At 55.2% G+C, this 23,004-nt stretch carries 24 protein-coding genes and 1 riboswitch; of the genes, 7 read left to right on the forward strand and 17 right to left on the reverse strand.

Translation table 11 applies throughout. The annotated features are described in order from the left end of the window. Positions 1–11 precede the first annotated feature (11 nt). Positions 12–1,250: an exodeoxyribonuclease VII large subunit gene (gene xseA / locus ACXM2N_RS04320; RefSeq protein ID WP_458490360.1), complete on the reverse strand. Its 1,239-nt coding sequence runs from the start codon at positions 1,248–1,250 to the stop codon at positions 12–14. A 162-nt stretch (positions 1,251–1,412) separates the two neighbouring features. Between xseA and ACXM2N_RS04325 the strand changes: the two genes are divergently transcribed. Beyond that, positions 1,413–2,378 carry a 4-hydroxy-3-methylbut-2-enyl diphosphate reductase gene (locus ACXM2N_RS04325; protein ID WP_458490362.1) on the forward strand — a complete coding sequence of 322 codons (966 nt, stop codon included), beginning with the start codon at positions 1,413–1,415 and terminating at the stop codon, positions 2,376–2,378. A gap of 158 nt (positions 2,379–2,536) precedes the next feature. On the opposite strand, the gene ACXM2N_RS04330 is transcribed toward ACXM2N_RS04325, so the two are convergent. The 4 genes from ACXM2N_RS04330 to ACXM2N_RS04345 form a co-directional block, all read right to left on the reverse strand. Then, positions 2,537–3,349, reverse strand: coding sequence for a DUF6542 domain-containing protein (locus ACXM2N_RS04330; protein ID WP_458490364.1), 813 nt, complete (start codon positions 3,347–3,349; stop codon positions 2,537–2,539). A gap of 67 nt (positions 3,350–3,416) precedes the next feature. Beyond that, the gene (locus ACXM2N_RS04335) at positions 3,417–4,949 is read right to left on the reverse strand and encodes an AI-2E family transporter (RefSeq protein WP_458490366.1); all 1,533 of its coding nucleotides are present in this window, start codon (positions 4,947–4,949) and stop codon (positions 3,417–3,419) included. Positions 4,950–5,181: 232 nt separating this feature from the next. After that, the gene (gene metS / locus ACXM2N_RS04340) at positions 5,182–5,346 is read right to left on the reverse strand and encodes a methionine/alanine import NSS transporter subunit MetS (protein WP_458490368.1); all 165 of its coding nucleotides are present in this window, start codon (positions 5,344–5,346) and stop codon (positions 5,182–5,184) included. Then, positions 5,343–6,983, reverse strand: a complete 1,641-nt coding sequence (locus ACXM2N_RS04345; protein ID WP_458490370.1) for a sodium-dependent transporter — start codon at positions 6,981–6,983, stop codon at positions 5,343–5,345. The genes metS and ACXM2N_RS04345 overlap by 4 nt, the downstream gene beginning before the upstream one ends. Positions 6,984–7,706: 723 nt before the next feature. Here ACXM2N_RS04345 and ychF point away from each other — a divergent pair. Then, complete coding sequence (gene ychF, locus ACXM2N_RS04350; protein ID WP_458490372.1) at positions 7,707–8,792, forward strand: redox-regulated ATPase YchF; 1,086 nt, start codon at positions 7,707–7,709, stop codon at positions 8,790–8,792. A 579-nt stretch (positions 8,793–9,371) separates the two neighbouring features. Here ychF and ACXM2N_RS04355 read toward each other — a convergent pair. From ACXM2N_RS04355 to ACXM2N_RS04385, 7 genes are all read right to left on the reverse strand, one after another. After that, positions 9,372–9,911 carry a hypothetical protein gene (locus tag ACXM2N_RS04355; protein WP_458490374.1) on the reverse strand — a complete coding sequence of 180 codons (540 nt, stop codon included), beginning with the start codon at positions 9,909–9,911 and terminating at the stop codon, positions 9,372–9,374. A gap of 429 nt (positions 9,912–10,340) precedes the next feature. Beyond that, entirely contained in the window at positions 10,341–10,583 is a 243-nt protein-coding gene (locus tag ACXM2N_RS04360) for a hypothetical protein (RefSeq protein ID WP_458490376.1), read from the reverse strand. Between the two features lie 101 nt (positions 10,584–10,684). Continuing rightward, positions 10,685–10,927 carry a helix-turn-helix transcriptional regulator gene (locus ACXM2N_RS04365; protein ID WP_458490378.1) on the reverse strand — a complete coding sequence of 81 codons (243 nt, stop codon included), beginning with the start codon at positions 10,925–10,927 and terminating at the stop codon, positions 10,685–10,687. After that, positions 10,924–11,070 (reverse strand): hypothetical protein, encoded by a 147-nt coding sequence (locus ACXM2N_RS04370; RefSeq protein WP_458490380.1) that lies wholly within the window; start codon positions 11,068–11,070, stop codon positions 10,924–10,926. Before ACXM2N_RS04370 ends, ACXM2N_RS04365 begins: the two co-directional genes overlap by 4 nt. Positions 11,071–11,150: 80 nt before the next feature. Next, positions 11,151–11,273, reverse strand: coding sequence for a hypothetical protein (locus ACXM2N_RS04375; RefSeq protein WP_458490382.1), 123 nt, complete (start codon positions 11,271–11,273; stop codon positions 11,151–11,153). A gap of 117 nt (positions 11,274–11,390) precedes the next feature. Beyond that, positions 11,391–11,999: a cation transporter gene (locus ACXM2N_RS04380; protein ID WP_458490384.1), complete on the reverse strand. Its 609-nt coding sequence runs from the start codon at positions 11,997–11,999 to the stop codon at positions 11,391–11,393. 12 nt (positions 12,000–12,011) lie between these two features. Continuing rightward, on the reverse strand, positions 12,012–12,467 hold the full coding sequence (locus ACXM2N_RS04385; protein ID WP_458490386.1) for a MarR family winged helix-turn-helix transcriptional regulator: 456 nt from the start codon (positions 12,465–12,467) through the stop codon (positions 12,012–12,014). Positions 12,468–12,587: 120 nt separating this feature from the next. Here ACXM2N_RS04385 and ACXM2N_RS04390 point away from each other — a divergent pair, with 120 nt between their 5' ends. Both ACXM2N_RS04390 and ACXM2N_RS04395 read left to right on the forward strand, forming a co-directional pair. Next, positions 12,588–13,112, forward strand: a complete 525-nt coding sequence (locus ACXM2N_RS04390; RefSeq protein WP_458490388.1) for a 2'-5' RNA ligase family protein — start codon at positions 12,588–12,590, stop codon at positions 13,110–13,112. A gap of 403 nt (positions 13,113–13,515) precedes the next feature. Next, on the forward strand, positions 13,516–14,037 hold the full coding sequence (locus ACXM2N_RS04395) for a type 1 glutamine amidotransferase domain-containing protein (protein ID WP_458490390.1): 522 nt from the start codon (positions 13,516–13,518) through the stop codon (positions 14,035–14,037). A 71-nt stretch (positions 14,038–14,108) separates the two neighbouring features. Here the strand turns inward: ACXM2N_RS04395 and ACXM2N_RS04400 are convergent, their stop codons facing one another. The 3 genes from ACXM2N_RS04400 to ACXM2N_RS04410 all read right to left on the reverse strand — a co-directional run bounded on the left by ACXM2N_RS04400 (position 14,109) and on the right by ACXM2N_RS04410 (position 17,823). Further along, the gene (locus ACXM2N_RS04400) at positions 14,109–15,428 is read right to left on the reverse strand and encodes a DUF4185 domain-containing protein (protein ID WP_458490392.1); all 1,320 of its coding nucleotides are present in this window, start codon (positions 15,426–15,428) and stop codon (positions 14,109–14,111) included. Positions 15,429–15,568: 140 nt separating this feature from the next. Further along, the gene (locus tag ACXM2N_RS04405) at positions 15,569–16,678 is read right to left on the reverse strand and encodes a lipoate--protein ligase family protein (RefSeq protein ID WP_458490394.1); all 1,110 of its coding nucleotides are present in this window, start codon (positions 16,676–16,678) and stop codon (positions 15,569–15,571) included. A gap of 167 nt (positions 16,679–16,845) precedes the next feature. Next, entirely contained in the window at positions 16,846–17,823 is a 978-nt protein-coding gene (locus ACXM2N_RS04410; protein WP_458490396.1) for a DUF808 domain-containing protein, read from the reverse strand. Between the two features lie 254 nt (positions 17,824–18,077). Here ACXM2N_RS04410 and zupT point away from each other — a divergent pair, with 254 nt between their 5' ends. Continuing rightward, entirely contained in the window at positions 18,078–18,866 is a 789-nt protein-coding gene (gene zupT / locus ACXM2N_RS04415) for a zinc transporter ZupT (protein ID WP_458490398.1), read from the forward strand. Between the two features lie 330 nt (positions 18,867–19,196). Here the strand turns inward: zupT and ACXM2N_RS04420 are convergent, their stop codons facing one another. Next, entirely contained in the window at positions 19,197–20,078 is an 882-nt protein-coding gene (locus tag ACXM2N_RS04420) for a patatin-like phospholipase family protein (protein ID WP_458490400.1), read from the reverse strand. Positions 20,079–20,106: 28 nt separating this feature from the next. Here ACXM2N_RS04420 and ACXM2N_RS04425 point away from each other — a divergent pair, with 28 nt between their 5' ends. Together ACXM2N_RS04425 and ACXM2N_RS04430 are read left to right on the forward strand one after the other, a co-directional pair. Next, positions 20,107–20,988 carry a 2-dehydropantoate 2-reductase gene (locus ACXM2N_RS04425; protein WP_458490402.1) on the forward strand — a complete coding sequence of 294 codons (882 nt, stop codon included), beginning with the start codon at positions 20,107–20,109 and terminating at the stop codon, positions 20,986–20,988. A gap of 28 nt (positions 20,989–21,016) precedes the next feature. Further along, positions 21,017–21,131: riboswitch (TPP riboswitch) on the forward strand. Next, positions 21,119–21,772 (forward strand): ECF transporter S component, encoded by a 654-nt coding sequence (locus tag ACXM2N_RS04430; protein WP_458490404.1) that lies wholly within the window; start codon positions 21,119–21,121, stop codon positions 21,770–21,772. It overlaps the preceding riboswitch by 13 nt. Here ACXM2N_RS04430 and ACXM2N_RS04435 read toward each other — a convergent pair. Continuing rightward, entirely contained in the window at positions 21,769–22,974 is a 1,206-nt protein-coding gene (locus ACXM2N_RS04435) for a chloride channel protein (protein WP_458490406.1), read from the reverse strand. The two genes, ACXM2N_RS04430 and ACXM2N_RS04435, sit on opposite strands and share 4 nt — an antisense overlap. Positions 22,975–23,004: the final 30 nt, after the last annotated feature.

A 23,004-nucleotide genomic window follows, 5' to 3' on the forward strand; every position in this document is an offset into this window, starting at 1 on the left:
GGTTTGTGCTACTAGTCTGCCGGTGTGGCTTGCATTGCGGCGGCGACAATGGAGCCGTCTGAGACGCGAATACGCAACTGGCTACCTGGTGGTGATTGTGCGATGGTGGTGACAACCTCGGGGTCGGAACCGTCACGCGGAAGAACCTGCACCACGGAGTATCCACGCGCTAGAGTGGCGGATGGACCCAGCGTGGCGATCTGGTTACGCAGCGCGGAGACCATTGAGATTTGCTCCTTTAATAAGTAACCCATGGTCCGTCTCGCTTGAGTGTGAAGCCTTGTCAGATCCTCACGGTGTCGCTCAATGCTCGTCATGGGGTTCGCTAGCACTGGCCTAGAGCGTAGAGCAGCAACGTTGTTGTGCTCCCGGCGAACCCATCCCCGCAACGCAGCAGCACTGCGCTGGCGCAGCTCAGAGATGAGGGCTTTTTCCGCCATGACATCTGGTACCACTCGCTTGGCGGCGTCTGTTGGGGTGGCCGCACGCAAATCTGCAACGTTGTCCAAAATTGGATTGTCTGGCTCATGCCCAATCGCTGAGACCACGGGGGTGTCGCACTGTGCCACCGCACGTTGGAGGGCTTCCTCTGAGAAGGGGAGAAGGTCCTCTACGGATCCGCCACCTCGAGCAATGATGATGACGTCAACTGTTGGGTCTGAGTCCAACTGGGCTAGGGCCTGAAGAATCTCAGGAACTGCGCGAGCACCCTGAACAGCGGTGTTCTTCACGGTGAACTTCACCTCAGGCCAGCGGCCTTGGGCAACAGACAACACGTCTCGCTCTGCAGCGGAACCGCGCCCTGTGATCAAACCAATGTTATTGGGCAAAAACGGCAGCTTCTTCTTCCGTGCCGGATCAAATAGTCCCTCGCTGGCGAGCTGTTTACGTAGCAACTCAATCTTTGCTAAGAGCTCGCCCACGCCTACGGCTCGAATCTCTGTCACCCAGAGGGAGAAAGAACCACGGGCTTCATAAAATGCTGGCTTTCCGCAGACAATTACGCGGTCGCCGTCCTTGAGGGGTGAGGGAAGGGAGGTAACCAACGAGGAATTCACGGTCAGGGAAACGCTCGCTTCGGCCTCTGGGTCACGCAACGTAATGTAGCTAAAACGCCACGAGGGTTTGACATTGACCTGAGTAATCTGGCCCTCAACCCAGATCTGGCCAAGGCGCTCAATCCACCCCTTAATCTGTTTGTTTAGGTCACGAACAGGCCATGCGGTCTCTGGGGTGTTTTTTGCAGCCACTAGTGCTATACCCTTCCTCTATTGCCCAACACGTATTCCCTCTGCGAGCGAGAATGCTCATGAATCACAGCATACGCATTGAGTGCGACACGTGAGAATTGCATAGCCGTCCAACGCTGGCGGCATTTAAGCCTTATCCAACTTTAGTTTATGCTTTAAGGCATGAGCGAAGAAGCTGTAGTGGACAAGAAGGTTCTCCTGGCCGCACCACGTGGTTACTGTGCGGGCGTTGACCGTGCTGTGGAAACGGTGGAGCGGGCCTTGGAGAAGTACGGCGCACCGGTATACGTACGTAAAGAGATCGTGCACAACCGCTACGTAGTGGATACGTTGGCGGAACGTGGTGCTGTCTTTGTTGACGAGACCTTTGAAGTTCCAGAGGGATCTCACCTGGTTTTCTCCGCCCACGGAGTCAGCCCAGCAGTGCATGCTGAGGCAAGGACACTGGATTTGAAAACTCTGGATGCTACCTGCCCACTGGTGACGAAGGTCCACAACGAGGTCAAGCGCTTTGCACGCGACGGATACCATATCCTCCTCGTGGGACACGAAGGCCACGAAGAAGTTGAAGGCACGGCCGGTGAAGCACCTGAGGTAACTCACCTAGTGGATGGCGTTGAGGGTGTAGACAAGCTCCCTGCGTTTCTTGAGAATGAAAAGCTGGTCTGGCTCTCACAAACTACGTTGTCTGTGGATGAGACCATGGAGATCGTCAACCTACTTCACAAGAAGTACCCGCAGCTGGAGAACCCACCGAGCGACGACATCTGCTACGCCACTCAGAACCGCCAGGTGGCAGTGAAAGCGATCGCTAAGGATGCTGACCTTGTGATCGTCGTTGGTTCCCAGAATTCATCCAACTCTAAGCGGCTCGTCGAAGTGGCGCTGGAATATGGTGCCAAGGAATCTTACCTGGTGGACTACGCCCACCAGATCGATCCAGGTTGGTTCGAGGGTGTAAACACTGTTGGCGTCACTTCCGGAGCCTCGGTCCCCGAGATCCTGGTACGCGACGTGATCGAGCTGCTCGATCACAACGGATACTCGGACGTAGAGGAAGTGGTGACTGCGGCGGAAAAGATTACCTTCGCGCTTCCGCGTGATCTACGCGCACCACGAACCAAGTAAACCAAGCTCAAAAGCACCGAGGTTTCTCGATTGAACCCTCGGTGCTTTTAGTTTTCACATAAAAGGTAAAGAAAAGCTCCTCGCTAGTTCGTGAGTGATTTCTCAAACACGCTGACGAGGAGCGGTTAGCCCTACCTATGAGGCCTTAGGTGTGGGAGCTAGCTGTAAAGATCGTCGTTGAACGACTGCTTCCACGCCTTTTCCTTGCGCTCAGGATCTTTCTTCAGCTTGTCGCGGTTAATAGTCCAAGCATTTTTGTCCTGATCTCGAATGTCCTGTGGCTCGGTGCTGCGGTTGCGGCTAGGGACGTCCTCAGGCTGACGGGTCCGTGGCCTTCGCCGTGACGCGAGTTGGTCTACCGTTACCGCTGTAGGGGCAGCGCCCCTGCTGCGTCTAAGGCCTGCGGTGCCCTGTCCACTGGCGCGTTCTGCAAGGTTGCGGGACTTGCTATAGGTTGCCTGGTTGCGTTGTTGTGCGGCCATGTCCTTAACGCGGACCTTGTGGGCGTTTTTAGCCTGCAGGCGTGCGTTGCGTTTCAGAAGGTAAATACGCACGATGGCAATGAGGGCAGCCACGGCAGTAACAATGAATAGTACTGGGAAGTGCTGGAGAAGCGGATAGATGCCCGTGATGATCTCAGTGGTGGAGAGGCCGTTTCCCTCACCAGGGGAGTTCGCCACAATTCCTAATCCGGTGGCTACCGTAACTGCGCTGTAGAGAAGCGGCAGGCTCACTACTAAGATGAATAGCCCTCGTGGTTCCGTCAGAAGTGCTGTGACTATGGCGGCGATCGCGAACAGAGCTAAGTACACCCACCCTAGCTCGCCACTGCTGACAGCTAGCAAGAGTCCCGTGATCAGAGCTGCAGCCACAATGGACAAGGAAGACCACAGTGGTATGCCAGTGAAAGGTGCGTCAGCGGTTGTAACGTGCTGATGCCTTCTTCTGGATGCTTCTGACTTGTTTGACACAAGTTCCTACCTTAGACGATGCGAGTGATTCTGAACTTAGTTTGTGGCTTTGTGTCCGAAAAGTTTTTCATTTGCGTCTGAATTTCGGTGCACGCTGTTGGTTATTGAGATCTGTGAGGGCGGCGCTCAGTCGTTTGAACTTGCTGGCTACGGAGCGTCTTGTGCTACCGGGGTTTGTATTCAGTGCCGTGGCCTCTGAATTAGCCGGTGCGTGTGTGTCGCTGAACTCTGCCGCAGGATTGATTGGGGTCGCGATGTCTGTCTCTGCTTGGGCTTTGTTTGCCTCCTCGGTGGCAATGTCTGCGGAGGAGACGTCGGACTTGCGTCGCAGCTGGATGCGGAAGGCCTCCCGCATGCGTCGGCCCGCTTCCTCTCCCCAGATGCCGGACATGGAACCGGCGACGGTGGCGAACTCGATCTCGTCGGCGGTTTTCTCACCCGCGCGCAGCGCGGTGAGGTCACCAAGGTAGCGGAACAGTACCGCCACTGTGGCGGCCACTGGGACCGCAAGGAAAGCACCGGTGATGTTGAACAGGCCAGCGCCAACTGTGACGGAGACCAGGATGATGACCGGGTGGAGGTTCATCGCCTTCGACTGCAGCAGAGGGGAGAGGATGTTGCCTTCGATCTGCTGAACAGCCAAGACAATGCCTAGGGTAATGAGGGCTTCCGTAAAACCTAACGAAACCAGCGCAACGAGGACCGCCAGTGCGCCCGCTACGAAAGCACCGACGATTGGGATGAAACCTGCGATGAAGGTGAGTACCGCCAGCGCGAACGCGAGGGGAACTCCCACAAGGATGAGGCCAATTCCGATGAACACGGCGTCTACAAAGGACACCAATGCCTGGGCGCGGATGAATCCTCCCAAGGTGTTCCACGCGCGGGTGAGAAGCTCCGTGAGGTGCCAGCCAGCGCGCTCGCCTGCAATGGAACGCAACCACGGCAGGAACCGCTCGCCGTCTTTGAGGAAGAAGAAGGTGAGCACCAGCATGATGACGAGCGTGACAATAATGGAGGTGGCTATACCGATACCGGAGAAGATCTCACCCGCTATGCTGCCGGCCTGATTTTGTAACCACTGCACTGCGTCGTTGATGCGGTCTGCGAGTTGCTGGTCATCAATGTTGAGCGGCGGCCCCTGGAGCCAGAGCTGAACGCGCTGGATGCCTTCAATGGCTTGGTAGTAGAGAGTCTGAGACTGCCTGCCGATGTCCGGGGCAATGAGGTAGATGATTCCGCCGAAAATGCCGAATGCGCTTAGCATAGTTGTCAGTACTGCCAGCGCGTTGGGGATACGTATTTTGCGCAGCATGGCTACAGGTGGCCATAGAACGGTGCATGCGATGATGGCCAGAACCACGGGCAGAACGCCTGCCCATACGGTCTTGACTACGTACCAACCTACGTATGTGGCTGCGGCGATGATAAGCAACCGGAGGCACCACTGGGCAAGGACCTTGACGCCGTTGCCGATAATGTGTGAACGGTCAATGCGGTCGTCATTGTGCGCCGGCTCCAGACGTTCGAAAACATCACTTGCCGACGAGTACCTACCGCGCTTGTTCTCACTGCGCGTTTCGTCCCTGCGGTTTCTCATTCTCTGTGGACCTCTACAACATCGTGAGTTTCGGCCAAAGCTGAAACTTGGGCCACTCCCATAAGACTAGGCGTGGTCCACGGAAATTACACTCTTACTATTGTGCCTGATTGGGCCTCTAGGAGGGGATTTTATCTGTGGGTGTCACGCTATTTTTTGCCCTCCAGACGTGAAAAGGAGCCACCTACTTTTTTGCGGTGGCTCCTGTCTCATGAGCTATAAGCTAGCATTCTCAGTTTTCCTGAGCGATGAGTACATCATCGGTTGCTTCCTTGGCGTGGCCAAGGTTACCGGAGGTCTCATCTGGGTGCTTCTGGAGGTGAATGAGGGATGCAGCGAAGCCACCCCAGATCACAACCATGAAGAGGATCATCATTAGGATTGCAGACGTGCTCATCGGAGTTCCTCTCGGTTGTACTGCTCAATTGCGAAGCCAGCGACGCGGCGGCGAGCAGGGTCGTACTTCTGTGGGGTGCCTGGGATGCGGGCGATCTCAGGCTCGACGCCGAAGTCGGAGCCTGGAGGGCCGTCGACAGGCATGTCCTTTGGCCAGGATACGAAAGTCATAACTGTGGCCAGGATGATGATGACTGCCAAGACGCCCCAACCGAACCATGCGATCTGAGTCTGAGAGTAACCACCGTATGGCTCGCTGATGAGGGTGACGATCTCTTGGAACAGAGTGAAGCCCAGAACCAAGGTGGTGATGTTGACGATGCAGATGCGCCAGATGGTGCCCACCTTAAAGGAGGAAACCTGGTTGATGTGGGTGGAGAATTCCCCGATACGGCGCAGTACCCAGTCGGTGACGATGATGATGATCAGCGCGATCAGCACGATGCCCACGTTGTTGGTGAACTTGTCCATGATGTCGAGCGTGGCCAAACCGGAAGTGGTGGAGAACAGGCAGATGGACAGAATTGCCATGAACAGGCCGATACCAATCGCCGTTGGCTTACGTTCCATTCCAAACTTATCCTTGAATGCGGAAACCACCGGCTCCAGCAGGGAGAACAGGGACGTGAAGCCCGCGAGGGTGAGGGAACCAAAGAACAAGACACCGAACAGTGAGCCCAGTGGCATTTCATTGATGATGGTAGGGAACGCAACGAATGCGAGACCGATGCCGGAGGTTGCAACCTCATCAACGCCAATACCGGACTGAACAGCCATGAAGCCGAGGGTCGCGAAAACGCCGATACCTGCCAGAACCTCGAAGGAAGAATTCGCAAACGCGGTAACGAGGCCAGTGCCGGTCAGGTTAGTGCGTGGCTTCAGGTAGGAGGAGTACGTCATCATGATGCCGAAGGAAACGGACAATGAGAAGAAGATCTGGCCGTATGCCGCGATCCACACGGACGTGTCCTTCAGTGATTCCCAGTTAGGGGTAAAGAATGCATCCAAGCCTACGGATGCGCCCTCAAGAAATACTGAGCGAATGACAACGATGATGAACAACACAGTCAGTACTGGCATGAAGAACTTGGACACACGGCCGATACCGGAGTCAACGCCCATCATGAGAACGGCAATAGCCGCGATCCACACGATTGCCATTGCAAGCAGAATCTGAGGAACGAAATCAAAAGTGATGGTTGCTGCTTCGTCGTACTGAAGGAAGTCACCGAAGAAGTATGCGTTAGGGTCATCGGTCCACGTTAGACCGATGGACTTAACGGTGTAGAGGCCTGCCCAGCCGATGATTGCTGCGTAGTAGATGGTAATGAAGAAACACAGTCCGACCTGGAACCAACCAATTGGCTCAGTCCACTTCTTGAAGCGACGGAAGATGAGTGGGTCAGAACCACGGTAGCGGTGGCCAAATGCGAAATCAAGGAACAGCAGCGGGATACCTGCGGTCAGCAACGCAATCAGGTAAGGGATAAGGAAAGCGCCGCCGCCGTTTTCGTACGCAATGTAAGGGAAGCGCCAGATGTTACCAAGACCAACGGCGGAACCAATCGCAGCCAACAGGAATACCCAACGGCTAGAGAATGTTTCACGGCGTTGACCCTGACCAGCTTGTGTAGACATGTGAGTCAACCTTTCAAAGGAGCTGCCTTTCAAAAACTCCTCGCCAAGATGGCCTGCAATGTCTTCATTAACAAGAAAGGGGGCCGTAATCCGTGGGAGGCGAAAAGCCTTGAAAGGCAGTGCTTAGGGAAAGCACGAGAACTTAAGCGAAGTTTTCGTGCGTCATGGACATCCACTAGCTGGCGACCTATGGGTGGGGTGACAGACAGAGTAGATTCTCACTGGCGCGGCACGTGGTGGTGCGCAACCATACGGTGAAGATATGGAGTTGTTCCTTACGTAGAGGAATGGCGAACGAACAACCTAAGAAGTTTGTACCCCATGAGGGAATTTTAAACAGACGGAATACTATTGTCGAAATTCGAACCACCTATAGAAATAGGGGCCGTGGCAGGTGACATTGGGCTAGGTGAGTGGGTGGTGGTGTGTGGGGTGTAAACCTAGTGGTAGCGGGCATTAATGCGGGTTGAATGTGGAAGGCTCGGGGGTGGTGATCCTCGTGAGGTATTACCTCCAAATGGGTTACTGTGGTCACCGCTTAGATTGAGAACTCTTGTTTCATATCATGAGAAACCGCTGCGCATCGGTGTCAAAATGTGAATTATTTATCATTAATACTTTTCATGCATGATCGACTGAGAACGGGCGGTACCGCCAGCGTGAAGAAAGAGTGGCTGGCAGTGAAGATGACTGGAAAAGTCCAGCTTGCTAGGATGTTTGATCGTGAGTCTTACACTTGGAATCGTCGGACTGCCCAATGTTGGCAAGTCAACCCTGTTTAATGCCCTAACCCGCAACGATGTGCTGGCAGCGAACTACCCGTTCGCCACCATCGAGCCAAACGTTGGTCTGGTGGAGCTTCCTGATGCCCGCCTCACCCGCTTGGCTGAGATCTTCGGATCTGAGCGCATCCTGCCAGCAACCGTTTCTTTCGTGGACATCGCTGGCATCGTTAAGGGTGCATCTGAGGGCGAGGGCATGGGTAACGCCTTCCTCGCTAACATTCGCGAAGCAGATGCAATCTGTCAGGTTGTCCGCGCTTTCAGTGATGACAACGTCATTCACGTTGACGGCAAGGTGGACCCTAGTTCAGACATCCAGGTCATTAACACAGAGCTGATTCTTGCGGACCTCCAGACTATTGAGAAGGCACTGCCACGTCTGGAAAAAGACGCAAGGAAAAACAAGGATCTGGCTGATGTCGTTTCCGCCACTAAAAAGGCACAGGAAATCCTCGAGGACGGTCGTACCCTGTTCTCCGGCGCCAAGAATGGCGAGATTGACTTGAAGGACGTCCGTGACCTCCACCTCATGACGGCCAAGCCGTTCCTCTACGTATTCAACTCTGACGAGGGCGTGCTTACCGACGACGCCAAGAAGGCAGAACTCGCCGAGCTCGTCGCGCCAGCTGACTGCGTCTTCCTCGACGCCAAAACCGAGACCGAGCTACTTGAGCTCGAAGAGGAAGAAGCCATGGAGCTTCTGGAATCAGTTGGCCAAGATGAGCCAGGCCTGCATTCCCTGGCCAAGGCTGGTTTTGCCACACTCGGCCTGCAGACCTATCTCACTGCAGGCCCGAAGGAATCTCGTGCCTGGACCATTCACCAAGGTGACACCGCGCCGCAGGCAGCAGGGGTTATCCACTCCGATTTTGAGCGCGGCTTCATTAAGGCAGAAATTGTATCCTTCGATGACCTAGACGCTGCGGGCTCCATGGCTGAAGCTCGTGCGAACGGCAAGGTTCGGCAAGAAGGCAAGGACTACGTCATGGCAGATGGTGACGTTGTCGAATTCAAGTTCAACGTTTAGCCCGAGGCCTAAACTGGGGTAAATTAGCGGCCTAGTCAGTAGCTTCCCGCAAATCAACGAGCAAAGAAGCTGCAGGCTTCCCGTAATTTTTCCGCCAGAACCCAGTCAACGACGTAGAGGTCCTACGCGCCACATCCTCCTTACCCGGAATGAAATGCGCGTAGGCCTTCGCTGTCATCAACATGTCCGCGTGCTTCAACTATTGGGACACAACCGGCGGCGGAACATTATTTATAACACCGGCCAGGGTCTACCCTCACGCGTCTCAATCGCCGAATCATTAAGATGATCCTTAGTGATCGACGCAATCGGCAAATGGGACTCTCGACAAGGTTATCAATGAGTTGCTGATGATCCTTGGGTATTCCTTCACGCGAGCCTATATTCCACTACGACTTGGCAATCCCCAATAGGGTTGTGATTCTACCCGTGTACGGCGTTTAACCTTGTCCTTGTTTTTGTTTTCCCAAGCAACGGCTTCCTTGCGAAGATTAAATGAATTAACGTGTCCTTTCGTCTTGTTGATTCGCTGGGATATTCACCCTGCTGGGCTTTTGTCGGTTCAGCGGGGTGTTTTTATTAATTCAGTATCTCCCTGCAGTATTCTTCGGTGTTTCCTGCATTCAGGCAGTTCGTCCAGTCGATCTGGCCCTGTACCCACGGGCTGTGTTGTGGTGGCGTTTGTTCTGCTGGTGCTGGAAGTCCGGCGTTCGCTTCCGCCTCGGCATATGCGGCGCCGCCCCGCTGTTCCCAACACCATTGAGAATGGGCTCTTGTGCCGTCAGACCAAAGCGCTGGTCCAGGTACGCCCTCAAGGCATTCGACAACGTAGGGGGCTTCGGCTTGTGGCGCCTCAACTGGTGCTGGAGCAGTCGCAGGTGCTTCCGTTGGCGCTGGTGCGGGTTGCTCGTATGCGATTGTTTGTGGGGTGGTTGGTTCTTCACTGGTGGTGTTCGCAAGCGAAGACGTGGGTTCCGCGATTGAGCTACTAGTGGTGGTGCTCGATGCACTCGTAGTGCTTGTGGTACTTGAGGTTGTTAGATCTGGTGTAGTGTCCTCAGATGCGCAGCCTGCAGCGAGCATTGTTGCTGTTAGTGCGGTTATCAAGAGTCGTTTCATGAGACTTCAATCCTTTCGTGCTTGTCTTGTCAGGTTTCGAGGACGTCAACGGTGACGCCTAGCTCTGTTGCAAGCTGTTGAGGGTAGGGGCCGTAGAATTCTTCGGCCAGTGCGTACTCGGCGGGTGAGATAAGAAGTTTTGCTGCGAAGGGGTTGGCCTGCAGCTCGTGGGCGCCTTACTGCCCAGCAGGGTAGTAGTCGGTGTGGCCTAGTGAGCAGAGTTTTTCTGCGTCATACTTACCGTAACGGATGCCGATGGTGTTTTTATAATGGAATCCATGCGGCTTTTAGGGGCGAGTTTATGCTAGCGAATGTGGTAGTCCCGGGCTTGTGCTCTGTCGACGAGGGCGTCAATCAACCAGGTGTTCACCTCCCTTTAATCGTTCTTTTTAGCTCGTCTGGGCTGCTGCCGGCAGCATGCTGATCGGATCAGCCGAAGTCAGGAACAGTGCCGTAATCTCTTATTGAATCATCAGGATGAGACATCCGGCGTCGAGCACCGAACTCATCGAATTCATTCAGCTCGCTGATTGGGCTGAGCCTGCATGCTAGCTCTAATGCGAGCTCGACGTTATCAGCGGTTTCTATGAGCTTGCCGTCATGTTCGAAGTAGTAAAGCACTTCGTGTAACTCAAGCTTTCCTAGTTCTTCCGAGGCTGTAACTGGGTTCACGTGAAGTTTGTTCGCAAGGGCGATTATCCCGTCGGTAGTTAGGCTTTCTCGCATGCGGATGGTTGCTGTATTGCGGTTTACACCGAGTAGGCGTGCATTTTCTATGCCTTTTTGGCAGTGGGGTGGTTGGTGACGGGTGAGCCTGGGCGGTTGGCGTGCCAGTCTTTGACTTCGTCCGCGAACCAGAGTGGTGTGCGTTTGTCGAACTCAGTGACTGGTGCAGGTGTGCGTCCTTGTGCTGCGTAGGTTGTCCATGTTGATGGTTTTATGCCGCAGTGTTGGGCGCATTCTTTCACGCGCCAGAGTTCTTTTCCAGTGTCTTTGTCAGTGATGATGGGGTTCATACTTGTTCTTTGGTGTAGAGGTGGCGTGCGATGGCAGAGAGTGCGAGTAGTCCGCCGATGGCGAGGAGCCAGCTTAAGCCGGTCAGTGCGCTGAGGATGATAGCTCCGATGATGTAGATGGCGGAGGTTTCGATGGGGCTCATTGTTTTCCTTTCTTACGCGTGGAAGAATGTGGGGTAAGCCCCCAGTTCGGAATGGTTCTGACATTTCGAACTGGGGTGTCTTACTTTTTGCGCTTTTTGCGGTGTTTGGAGTCCTTGATGGTGGTGTACCGCTTTCGGGATTCCGCGCTGATTGCTATTGCTGACGCGGTCACGGCTGCAATTACTTGAACAATCTCGCTCAACGCTCTCACCTTCTCTGTTAAGTTATACCCCGACCATAGCGCGCTAGGTCGCTATGGGGCTCAAAGTTTAGTTTTTGTACCGTTTCGGTTATCACGAGGAATCGGATGAGCGCTAAATTAATCGTCGTCATCAAGTAGTTCCATTGGGTCGCCCTCGAACCTCGCTGCCTCCCACACTTCTTTGGCTGCGGAGAAGTTAATGGCGGCAATAATGAGGCCAACAATCACGTCAAACCATGCCGTTGCGTACAACAGGGTAGCTATTCCCGCGCCAATGATCAGAAGATTTGCCAAAGCATCATTGCGGGCGGCTAGCCACGCGCCGCGGGTGAGTGATGCGGAAGATCCATGAGATTCGGGTGACCGTAGACGCGTTAATAGAAGGGCGCAGACCAGATTGACTGCTAATGCTCCCACTGCGGTGAGCGTGAGGGCTGTTGGTTCCGGTACCTCAGGGTTGAGGATCTTCATGATCGCGGTGACGAGCGCCGCGATCGCAGGGATGAGGATGATGCCGGCAAGTACACTGCCGGCGCGGCGACGGGCGAGGGCGGACCAACCGAGGGCGAAGAATACGAGAAGGTTGATTGCTGTGTCTTCGAAGAAGTCTGCGGAGTCCGCAAAGATTGACACTGAGCCAATGTGCGTTGCTACCGCGAACTCAACTAGGAAGTAGGAGAAGTTCAGTGCGGCAACGATGAGGACTAGTCGGCGAACGATATTCACTTTTCAAACCGCTTAGGAGAGGTTGAATTTGGACACAAGGCGGGCCAGTTCTTTGAGGTCATCGATCGTGATGTCATCCCCAAACAGGCGTGTGAGGTGCTCATCGTGCGCGTAGCTGAGTTCGCGGTAGCGACGCAATCCTGCTTCGGTCATAGTGATTTCCTGAGACCGGCGGTCATATTCGCACACTCTTTTGGTGATGTATCCGCGATCCACCATTACTCCCACGCGGTAGTTGAGCCGTGCGAAAGAGAACACCAAGCGATCGGCAATTTCGGCCAGCCGCAGCGTATGCTGCGGGGCTTCTGCCAATACGAGGAAGAAGTTGTACTCTTCTAAGTCGCAGCGCATGGATGAACGCAGTGACTCGTCCAGTTGAGTTTTTACGCGTTGGCTGGTTTCGAAGAACGTACGCCATTCGCGTATGAGGGCTTTGTCGCCCATTACTCCTAACTTCTTACTCTCCATGCGGAGGATATTAACAATCAATTGTTTCTTTGTACACATACACCAGGTTCGGCCAGCTCAGTAAAATGGCGGTACGTTAGGCTTCGCTTGAGGCGATGAGGCATGGCGTAAGGTGGTGAGATGTCCCCAGACAACATATTGTTACGGTTGCCGGAAGACCAGGAAGCGCAGGTACGCGCTATCTTTGATGAACTGGAAGCGCGGGGTTTTCCTCGCCAGCATCAAACTCCTCACATCACCATCACGTTTGCTCCTCACATGACATCAAACGTGGTTGAGCGGGCATCGGAGCTTCTTCCGCCGCTGATACCGTGTACCTTTCGCAGGGTGGGTACTGTGATTTTTGGGACTAAGCGAAAGCAGACCATCGCTTGGCTTCTCGACGCTCCAGACGCCCTAGAGGTCGCCGCTCGCGAACTTAGTGCTCTAAATCCGGATGGCAGGGGGCCACGGTGGACACCTCATTTGACTATGGGGCTGCGCGTTCCGCGGCGTCATGTTCACGAATATCTCGCAGCCCTGGATGAACTGACCCCAGCCCACTTCAAAAGCTTGACGGCGGAGCGTGCGGTGCTGTGGCGGCCAAGTACTCAGGAGAGCACCCATTTGGCTGGCATTAATGACGGCCACGAAAAGCAACCTTGAGCGTTAACTAAAACATGTTCCGGTGTTTTAGGGCTATGAGTTAACGCTTACTGGGGCAACTGGGTAGGACGCCAAGCCTGGTTTTCGTAGACCTGCACTCGCGAAGCTCTCCTGCGAAATCGGTGCATAGTCTTGTTCTCATCGGCATAGCTTCCTGCATGCTCAGCTATAAATAAGCTTTGGGCGCTATACGTGGCAGTGATTGTGGCGTAGAGCAAGTATCGGGGCACTTGGTGGGAACTTCAGGGGAATGTCTACGGATATAGGTATCGGTATCAAATCGTTATGTGGCACATGTGCTGCAGGTTCACGAACGAAATGCTGATGTGGAGGATTCTTATCCACTAAAAGTTGAAAACTTACCTACGGTGGTGTGCGTAGCAATTCAATGAAAGGAAATATTATGTCTGCGCTAGCTAACAAGAACGTGGCTGTACTGTCGGTAAACGGTTTCGAGGATTCCGAGCTCACATCCCCAGTTAAGGCGGTAGAGGATGCCGGTGCGAGCGTCCGTATTGTGTCTACCGAGGCGGGTTCCATCGAGGGTAAGAACGGCACCACGGTGGACGTAGATGCGACGACCGCTGATGAGGTCAACTCTGAATTCGACGCCATTATCCTGCCTGGCGGAACTGGGAACGCTGACCAGATTCGTATGGACGAAAACGCCGTAGCTATTGTGAAGAAGCACGTGGAGGCTGGTAAGCCTCTGGGCGTTATTTGCCATGGTGGTTGGATTCTTACTGACGCGGATGTCCTCAAGGGGCGCACCATTACCTCTTACCGGTCTGTTAAGACTGACCTAATCAACGCAGGCGCTCACTGGGTTGATCAAGAGGTTGTAAATGACAATGGACTCGTATCCTCCCGCACTCCGGACGATTTGGATGCGTTTAATGCTGAGATTGTCAAGGCATTTGCCTAAGACTGACCTTTGAATCACAAAAGTGGTGGCCTCCTGCGTAACTACGTAGGGGGCCACCACTTTCTGTCGGCTTATTGTGCCAAGTTCTCAGCGGTGCGATCTGTGAGTGGAACAACCGTGAAGTCTGTGACGTCTTCCATGAGTTTCTCTTCTGCAAGCTGTGCTTCAGTTGCGTTGTCTACGGGAGTAGTTTCAACCTGGACAACCTCTTGCTGGCCAGTGAGCGCGCGGGTCTTAATTCCGAAGAACTTGTCCAAGCCCTTCACATTGAACTGTGTGGCCATGTACCTAGAGTTGTTGGAAGTATTCCACTGGGACACCACAATGTCCATATTGGCCAACGTGGAACCTGGGGCGATATAGCCGCCGTATAGCTGAGTCCAGTTTGAAGGAGTCTGAGGTTTGCCCCAGCCGCCAGTGTTTGCGATAACGACATGCGCTGGCTTGATGTCATTCCAGTCGCGTGCGATTTCCTTCGAGATTCGAACTTCAATGGCCATTGTCTGCGCATTAAACATTGCCATCACCCAGTGGCCTTCGATATACCGCAGTGACATTTCACCCGCCCTGACATTGTTGCTCAGGATCGGGGCATAAGTGGTGGACCACTGTGGCTGCTGGTTGGCGTCGAAAGACAGGAATTGCCACGTGGTGCGGTCATCAAACTGGTGCGGAAGAAAACGAACGAGGTGGACGTCATCTTTGCGTTTGAACTGGGTGGTCATCATGTAGATGTAGCCGTCTGGGCCTTGTTCCCACGTGATCAGGTTACCCATGCCCTGCATGAAGGTAGCGGGGATCTTTTGCACAGAGGACCAATTTTTTCCGTGGTCGGTCGATGTGAAAATCTCGGTGCTGATGACATTACCAACGCCTTTGTTCCACATCCCCTGCAAGTACAATGTGCCGTTTACGTTAATGATGTCTGATGGTAAGAGGGTGAGCATGTCAGTGTGCTTGTATTCCACAAGCTGCTCCGCTTTTTCGCCGTCGTTAAGTGGGCGCACGATCTGAATCTTTCCGGCGCCATCTTTGATTGCTACGAAGCCAACGGGGCTCTTCCACTCGCCACCCAAACCTGGGGCAGAGAAGGAATCGCCGAAAATGATTGCAAATTCCTCGCCGTTGTTGAGGGGCACCATGGCTCCCAAGTCGGCGCCAACGATGCCCCACTCGTCAGTGACGCCAGGTTGGAAGATATCGCCTAGGTTTGTTACCTCAAGGCCTTCAGAGATCGCAGTGATCCAGTTGGCCGTTGGGTTCGGGCGGTTACAGCTCGAAGAACCGCAGAAAGAACTGCTTGAAGAAGAGCTCTGCGCTTGCGCGACAGGAACGGTTACCGCGGCCGTTACCAAGACTACAGCGCTGGCGATGAGGCGGGAGAGTTTCATAACATAACTCATTTCCGGACTTGAGGGGAGAATGCTTTGGTCACGAAAATGTTAGTGGAGAGAAAACCAATTCTCCAAAAACTAGGGCACAGCAAAGGCTACATGACCAGTGAAGGTCATGTGGCCTTTCGTCGTGGCGTTTAGTCCACGCGTTTGGTCCATTCCTCAGTAGAGTACTTTGTTTCCACTAGCTCTTGGCCAGCTGTAATGGCTTCATCGCTTAAGTCAACAGTTTGTGCCCCGTAGCGGGTAGCGAACTCGTTGATCATGGTGGTGATGATTTCTTCCCGTGTTGCGCCGGTTTGGCGGCGCAGCGGATCGACGCGCTTTTTCGCAGAGGCGATACCCTTGGAGGCCACCTTGACCTTGCCAATGCGGAGCACTTCGAGCATCTTGTCGGCGTCGATGTCGTAACTCATGGTGACGTGGTGCAGGACCGCGCCGCCGCGGCGCTTCTGTGCCGCGCCGCCGATCTTGCCGCCGTCGGAAGTGATGTCATTGATTGGGACGTACCATGCGTTGACACCGTGGCGGGCGAGTGCGCCCAGTACCCACTGATCGAGGTACGCGTAGGAGTCCGCGTAGGAGTATCCGGCCACCAAGTCCTCAGGGGCGTAGATGGAGTAGGTGATGCAGTTTCCGCCCTCCATGAACATCGCGCCTCCGCCGGAGATGCGGCGCACGACCTGGATGTTGTGCTTGTCTACGCCCTCCTGGTCAACCTCGTTGGCGTAGGACTGGAAGGAACCGATGACGGTGGCTTTGTCATCCCAGTCCCAGAATCGCAGCGTTGGGCCTCGTTTGCCTTCCGACACCTCCTTCAGCAGCACGTCATCCAGTGCCACGTTCATCGCGGTGGGCAAAACGCCAGGGCGCAGGATTTCCCACTGGTAGTCAGTGAAATCCTTGCCGCCGGCTAAAGCACGGCGGGCGGCCACAGCGATGGTTCGGGTGTCAAACCCCTGCATGTCCAAGTCATCAAAACCGCTCAGTGCGGCGTCCAGTCGTGCCTGCAGCGCGTCCGTGGACTCGTTCGCTGGTGCGCCCACAAGCGCTGGGCCCAGGGCGTCATAGGCCTCGTCGGGCTCGAGGAAGAAGTCACCAGAGACTTGGAATCGGGTGATTGTCTCGCTCACTGGCGCCGGGGTGGAGGCGTCAACTGTAGATTGTGGATCCGCTTGGTTTTCGGTTTCCACATCCACCACAACTAGTTTTCCGTGGGGTGCTTTGAGTTCGAAATGGCGTTTCATGCACCCTAGAGTACTCGTTTCGATTTCGCGGAGATACTCACGCGTTGTGGTGGGGGAGCTGTGATGGAGGGCCCAAAGACTACATCATCAGTTCTAGCTGAGCGTGACCACAAAAGAAGGGAACCATAGTGTGTCTATGGTTCCCTCGTTCTGCTGGTTGTTACTGCTTAGCGTTGTGCGGCACCAGTACCGGAATCGTGGTGGCGCTCAGCGTGCGCGTCATCGTGCTCGCCGTGGTCTTTTCCGTGACCAAAAGGCAAGAAGTGCATGATGCCCGCGATGATGGAACCGAAGATGAAGCCGAAGATCATGGCGCAGAAGGTATCGATAAGCCAGATCAGCGCACCTGCGGAAACCATGTGCGAGAAGTGGTGGACGGTCTCATAAGGCCACGACCAGCCGAGCTCATCAAATCCTACGAGGAGGATGTGGCCACCAACCCACAGCATGGCGAGCATGCCAATGAATGCGATGATGCTGAGGATGATTGGCATGCCAGAAACGAGTGCGCGTCCGAACTTCTTGGCGCCTTCGGAATCACGCTTGGTGAGCGCAAGACCGGCGTCATCCATCTTGACCAGCAGTGCCACAGCGCCGTAGACGGCTACGGTGACGAGAATACCCACCACGATCAGAACTGCCGCCTGCATGGCTACGGATTGATCAGCGATCTCATTGAGGGAAATCACCATGATCTCAGCGGACAGGATGAAGTCCGTGGTGACAGCGCCCTTAACCAGGCTGTCTTCGTCCTTAGCGCCAGCTTCTTCTTCCTTGGCGTGCTGCTTGCCGGTGATCATCTCCCAGACCTTCTCGGCACCCTCGAAGCTGAGGTAGAAACCGCCCAGCATGAGCAGTGGGGTCAGTGCCCATGGAGCAAGCCAGTTGAGGAGCAGGATGATGGGAAGGATGATGAGGAGCTTATTGCGCAGCGAGCCCTTGGTGATCTTCCAGATGATGGGCAGCTCGCGGTTAGGCTTGACGCCGTCCACGAAGCGAGGGGTCACTGCTGCGTCATCAATAACAACGCCTGCTGCTTTGGTTGAGGTTTTGGCCGCTTGGGCGGCTACGTCGTCGATGCTCGCGGCTGCAGAGCGCGCGATGAGTGCGACGTCGTCGAGGAGGGCGGCGAGGCCACCAGCCATAGGGGTCCCCTTTCACGTGATGTTCTTTTGCGACTAATTCTCGCATGGTTGGGGCTGTGTGGTGTCACGCCCTGCCAGACAGATGAAGCAACTGTGCCACAACAAAGTGTACAAGAGGTAAACTACCCACCAAGTTGTTGGCAACAGTTTTCACATAGTTGAGTGGCGAACGGGGTTAGCGAGTAGGAGATCGCTACGCTAAGAGACTACCTTTTTCTTAAGCCACCAATCTTGGACACCAATTAAGGAGCGTTGTGGAAGGTTTCCTCTTTGCATTCGGGTTGACGCTGTTCGCTGGCCTGTCCACAGGCTTTGGTGGGGCGCTAGCTGTTGCGAGCCGCAAACCAGGGGAACGATACCTTGCGGGTGCGCTGGGCTTCTCCGCGGGCGTGATGCTGTATGTCTCTTTCGTGGAAATCCTCCCTAAAGGTAGGGATGAATTAGTGGCCCACTTTGGCGATAAACCAGGCACGTGGGCTGCGGTGGCCGCCTTCTTTGGCGGAATCTTCCTCATTGCCATCATTGACCGCCTTGTCCCTGCCGCAATGAATCCTCACGAGCCGTCCCTCAATTACTCCGGTAAGCGCAAGCGAGCGATGATGCAGATGGGCGTTCTCACCGCTATTGCCATTGCCATCCACAACTTTCCTGAAGGGTTTGCAACGTTCATAGCTGCGCTGGAGCAGCCCCAAATCGCGGTGGCGATCGCGGTGGCCATTGCCATTCACAACATTCCTGAAGGAATTGCAGTAGCTGTTCCGCTGCGTGAAGCTACGGGTTCGCGTAAAAAGGCCTTCACGTGGGCTCTAATATCCGGTTTGGCCGAGCCCGTCGGTGCGCTGGTCGGTTATCTGCTGCTCATGCCGTTCATGGGGCCCGCCACGTTGGGCGTTGTGTTTGCCGCTATAGCAGGCGTGATGGTCTTTATCTGTCTGGACGAGCTCCTACCTACTGCGGTGAAGACGGGGCGCCACCACACTGCAGTCTATGGTCTGATCGCTGGTATGGCCGTGATGGCAGTGAGTTTGCTGTTGCTGGCGTAGGGATAAGTCACATCGTTGCCTCCGTAACTAACTATCCACGTTCTATCCACGTTTCTGGGACGGTTTCGAAACTGCCCGTCACCGCTAACACGCACGGCGAAGGCAGCTGCAGTGAGCAGAAGGGAGACAACGTTGCGACGCGATTGCGAAAACCTGCAGGTCGATTCCACACCTTCTGCCAACGTTGTCTCCCGTTTGCCAGAAAACGGGTATTTCCCACCCTTTTCTGCCAACGTCGTCTCCCGTTAGCCGGAAAAACACGTTCCCTTCCCTTTTCTGCCGCTGATACCTCTCACGGATGCCAACACCGGCAGGAAGTTTGGGCACTAGCTATTTTTCCAGAAAACGCATCCAGGAATCCCACTCCGCTTTGGTTTGCTTGAGCCCTAGGTTGTAGGCCTGTTCCACCTTGGCGGCATTAGTCTCCCTGCTGCCGATGGTGAGGTCAGTAGGGAAAAAGATCTTCGCCTTCCCTTTAGCCTCGAGTGCGAGCAGCTTATTCTTGGTGGCGTTGTAACGCGCCGGGCGGCTGATCAATGCTTCCGCCACTTTTGGATGCTTTTTGAACACACGGCGCAGTGCGCGCGGGTTACGGATTGGTTTTTTGAAGTAGTCCCTTGGGCGGGAGAGGATAACCAAGAACTTGTCAAAGCCATCTTGCTCAGCAACCTTGAGTGGGATGCCGCCTGATTCGCCCAGCGCGCCGTCAACTAGTGGGCGGCCGTCTATGTATGTGACGGGCATGAAGAACGGCATGGTGGAGGAGGCTCGGACTTGATTCATGAGTACCTCAAAACCGGTGTTGTCTTCGCGGGAGAAGTATACGGTCTGTCCGGTGTCGGCGTAGATAGCGCCGATCCGGTACTGGGTAGGGTTTGAGCTAAAGGTTTCGTAGTCGAAGGCGTACTGATCGACGGTGACAGGGAGTTCGTTGTAAATATATTCGCTGCGGAAGTAGCCCTCGCCACGCAGGAGGCTGCCCCACCCGCCAATGTTGGGGTCCTTGGACAAACCAACGAATGATTGGCGAGCGCGCGCTGCGTCACGGGAGAGGAAGTTGGCAGTATGTGTGGCTCCGGCGGAGACTCCTCCTACCCAGCCGAACTCGATGTTGTTGTTGATCAGCTCTGTAATACATGCGGCAGTGTATGCGTTGCGCATGCCACCGCCTTCGAGAATGAGTGCGGTGGATTCAAAGCGCTGATATTCCATAAGGCCACATGCTACTAGTATTTTTTCCATGAAGATTGTGATTATTGGTGCAGGTGCCGTGGGCGGCTATTTTGGCGCGGAGATGTTAGAGGCGGGCGCGGACGTGACGTTCGTGGCTCGGGGTGAGACCTTAGAGCAGTTAGGTACACGTGGGCTCATCGTGCGCAGTCCGGAAGGGGAGCGCACGCTAGCGGTCAACACGGCCGCGAGCATTGATGAGATTCCTTCCGCTGATCTTGTGTTTTTGGCAACCAAGTCCTTAGACAGCCTGAACTTGCCTGAACGCTTGCCGGAGGGGGCGTCCTTGGTGACCACGCAGAACTCGGTGGAGATGCCTGCCGTTGCGGCGGAGAAGTATGGTGCTGATCGAGTAATCGCGGGTGTTGTGAGGAGCTTCCTAGTCCACGATGGTCCAGGCATTGCTCGGTACACGGGTGGTGTGTTGAGCTTTACTTTCGATTCCGCGCACCCCCTTTCGGATGCGCTGGAGGAGCTTCTTAGTCGGACGGCCATTGAGCCAATTAAAACCCCTGAGGTGCTAGCTGATGTCTGGGCGAAGGCGATGTTCCTGACGTGTTTCGGGGCGCTCGGGGCCATGCTGGAGTTGCCGCTTGAGCCTGTGCGCACCACGTATCGGGATAATCTCCGCGATCTCATGGGGGAGGTTGAGGATATCGCGCGCGCCAACGGGGTAAACCTCCCGGATGACGTTGTGGACTCAACCATTGCATTCACTGATGCCCAGCCTGCGCAGTCCACCAGCTCCATGCAGCGCGATATTACTCAGGGGCTGCCTAACGAACTAGACGCACAGGTAGGCGCCATCATTCGGATGGGCGAGCGAGTGGGCGTTCCTGCGCGAATGCACAAGCTGGTGTTCAACGTGATTGAAAATCGCTTTACAAGCTAGTGATGCTGGGGTATGTATTAGTTACCTAAACACATAACACGGGTGCCGTCTCCCTTTGTCGGCTGAGATGCAGCAGCAGAGTTGCAAACCGTTGAACCTGATCCGGGTAATACCGGCGATAGGAAGAATAATGACTGAAAACCAAGGCGCACGTGCGCCTCAAACCTCCACGTCCATTTCCGCTACCACTCACGGCAATGTGAACAGCGGGTGGCGTGTCATAGACATCACCATTGGCGCAGTTCTAGGCGTAAGCTGTGGCCTGTTGTTCTGGATTTGGAACTCCGTTGGATACGCCTGGTTCACTGCTTTCGATGCGTTTACCCCAGGCTTGGGTGGTTTCGCGGTGGGTATCTGGCTCATCGGTGGTGTGATTGGTGGTTTGGTGATCCGCAAGCCTTTAGCCGCGCTGTACGTTGAGCTCATCGCCTGCGTCGTGTCCATGGCGCTGGGTAATCAGTGGGGCATTGAGACCATGTACTCGGGCTTCTTCCAGGGCCTGGGAGCTGAGCTCGTCTTTGCGATCTTCCGCTACCGCCGTTTTGGCCTCATGGTTGCTGGCCTTTCAGGCGCGGCTGCAGCGTGGGGTGCGTTTTTCATCGAGCTGTTTACTAGTGCCAACTACGCAAAGTCTCTTGAGTTCAATCTCATCTACCTGTCCACGATGACTGTGTCGGGCATCGTATTGGCGGGTGTGCTTGCGTTTGTTCTGGTACGTGCGTTGGCGGCAACGGGTGCGTTGGATCGTTTTGAGTCTGGCCGCTCAGCCCGCACGTTGGTCTAACGCAGGCGCCTAGTGGCGTAGTACCCAGCCAGCGCCACGGCAGCCACTGGCAGGTATGCCCACACCGGCGGGTGGGTTAGTTCCAGTGCAAAAACGAGGGCAAAAAATGGCGCACGCTGCATGATTGCCAGCACGCATCCTGCACCGGCTAGCGCCAGCAGGGGCACGGAGGCGGCGAATCCGCTTGCCGACATCCCCAGCGCCACCACGGCTCCCGCGGCGCCGCCTACGGCCAGCGACGGGGTGAGGACTCCTCCGGCTGCGCCGGAGGATAGGCACATCCAGGTCAACAAAACTTTGGCCACGAGCAGGATTACCATGGTGGTGCCGGCGCCGCCGAAGGCCACGTTGAGCATCATCTCTCCGTTGCCAAGCAGGGTGGGCTGCCACAGGCTGACCAACCCCATGACCAGCATTGCGGTGCCAATGGTGAGGGGCAGAAAGCGCGGCGAAAGCCGCGGCCTGATCATGATGACGCGGCGGAAGATGACACCGGTGATGGTGGCGAGCACGGCGGCCAGCAGCAGACCGGTAAACGTCGGCACGTTAAAGCTCGGCGTGGGCAGTTGGTAGAACGCCTCACCACCAACAATGGGGCGGGATACGAGGGTGGCTACAACGGACATGACCGTAGAAACGATGAGCGTGTACTTATCGCGCTTTACGGGTAACAGCTCCATGGTGTAGATGATCCCGGCCACGGGCACGTTGTACACCGCTGCGAGGCCTGCGCCAGTGGCAGCAGCGATGATGCGTCCACGAATGTCAATGCGGGTGCTGGCGTCTACTTCTTTCAGCGTTCGGGGGATACGAACTTGGGCCAAGATTTGATCCGTTGCAGCCGCGGCGATCTGTCGAGGCGCGGCCTCGCGTCCCAGTGAGGCGCCTGCGCCCACCACGAGGATTTGGAGGAAGCCATCGGCCACGCTTCTTAAAAACGGTAACCGGATGTAGCTATCTTCCGTGGATGCGAGTGCCTTGTTCACACTTGGCACGCCACCGGTTGCCCGAAGGCGCCACCAGCAGGCACCGGCAAACACGCCCGCGGCCGTTGGAATGACCACTGCAAACAGGTGAGAGAAGCCGGCAATCTGCTCTAATCCGTGAATGAGCAACGTCACTAGTGCGCCGATGACGCCTGCTACAGCCCCGGCAGTAAGCGTCATCGCGGCCAGGAATATCCACGTCGAAGTTTTTCTCACGGGGAATAAGAATAGTACGCTGGGGCACTG

It is taken from the genome of Corynebacterium sp. ZY180755, assembly GCF_054331495.1.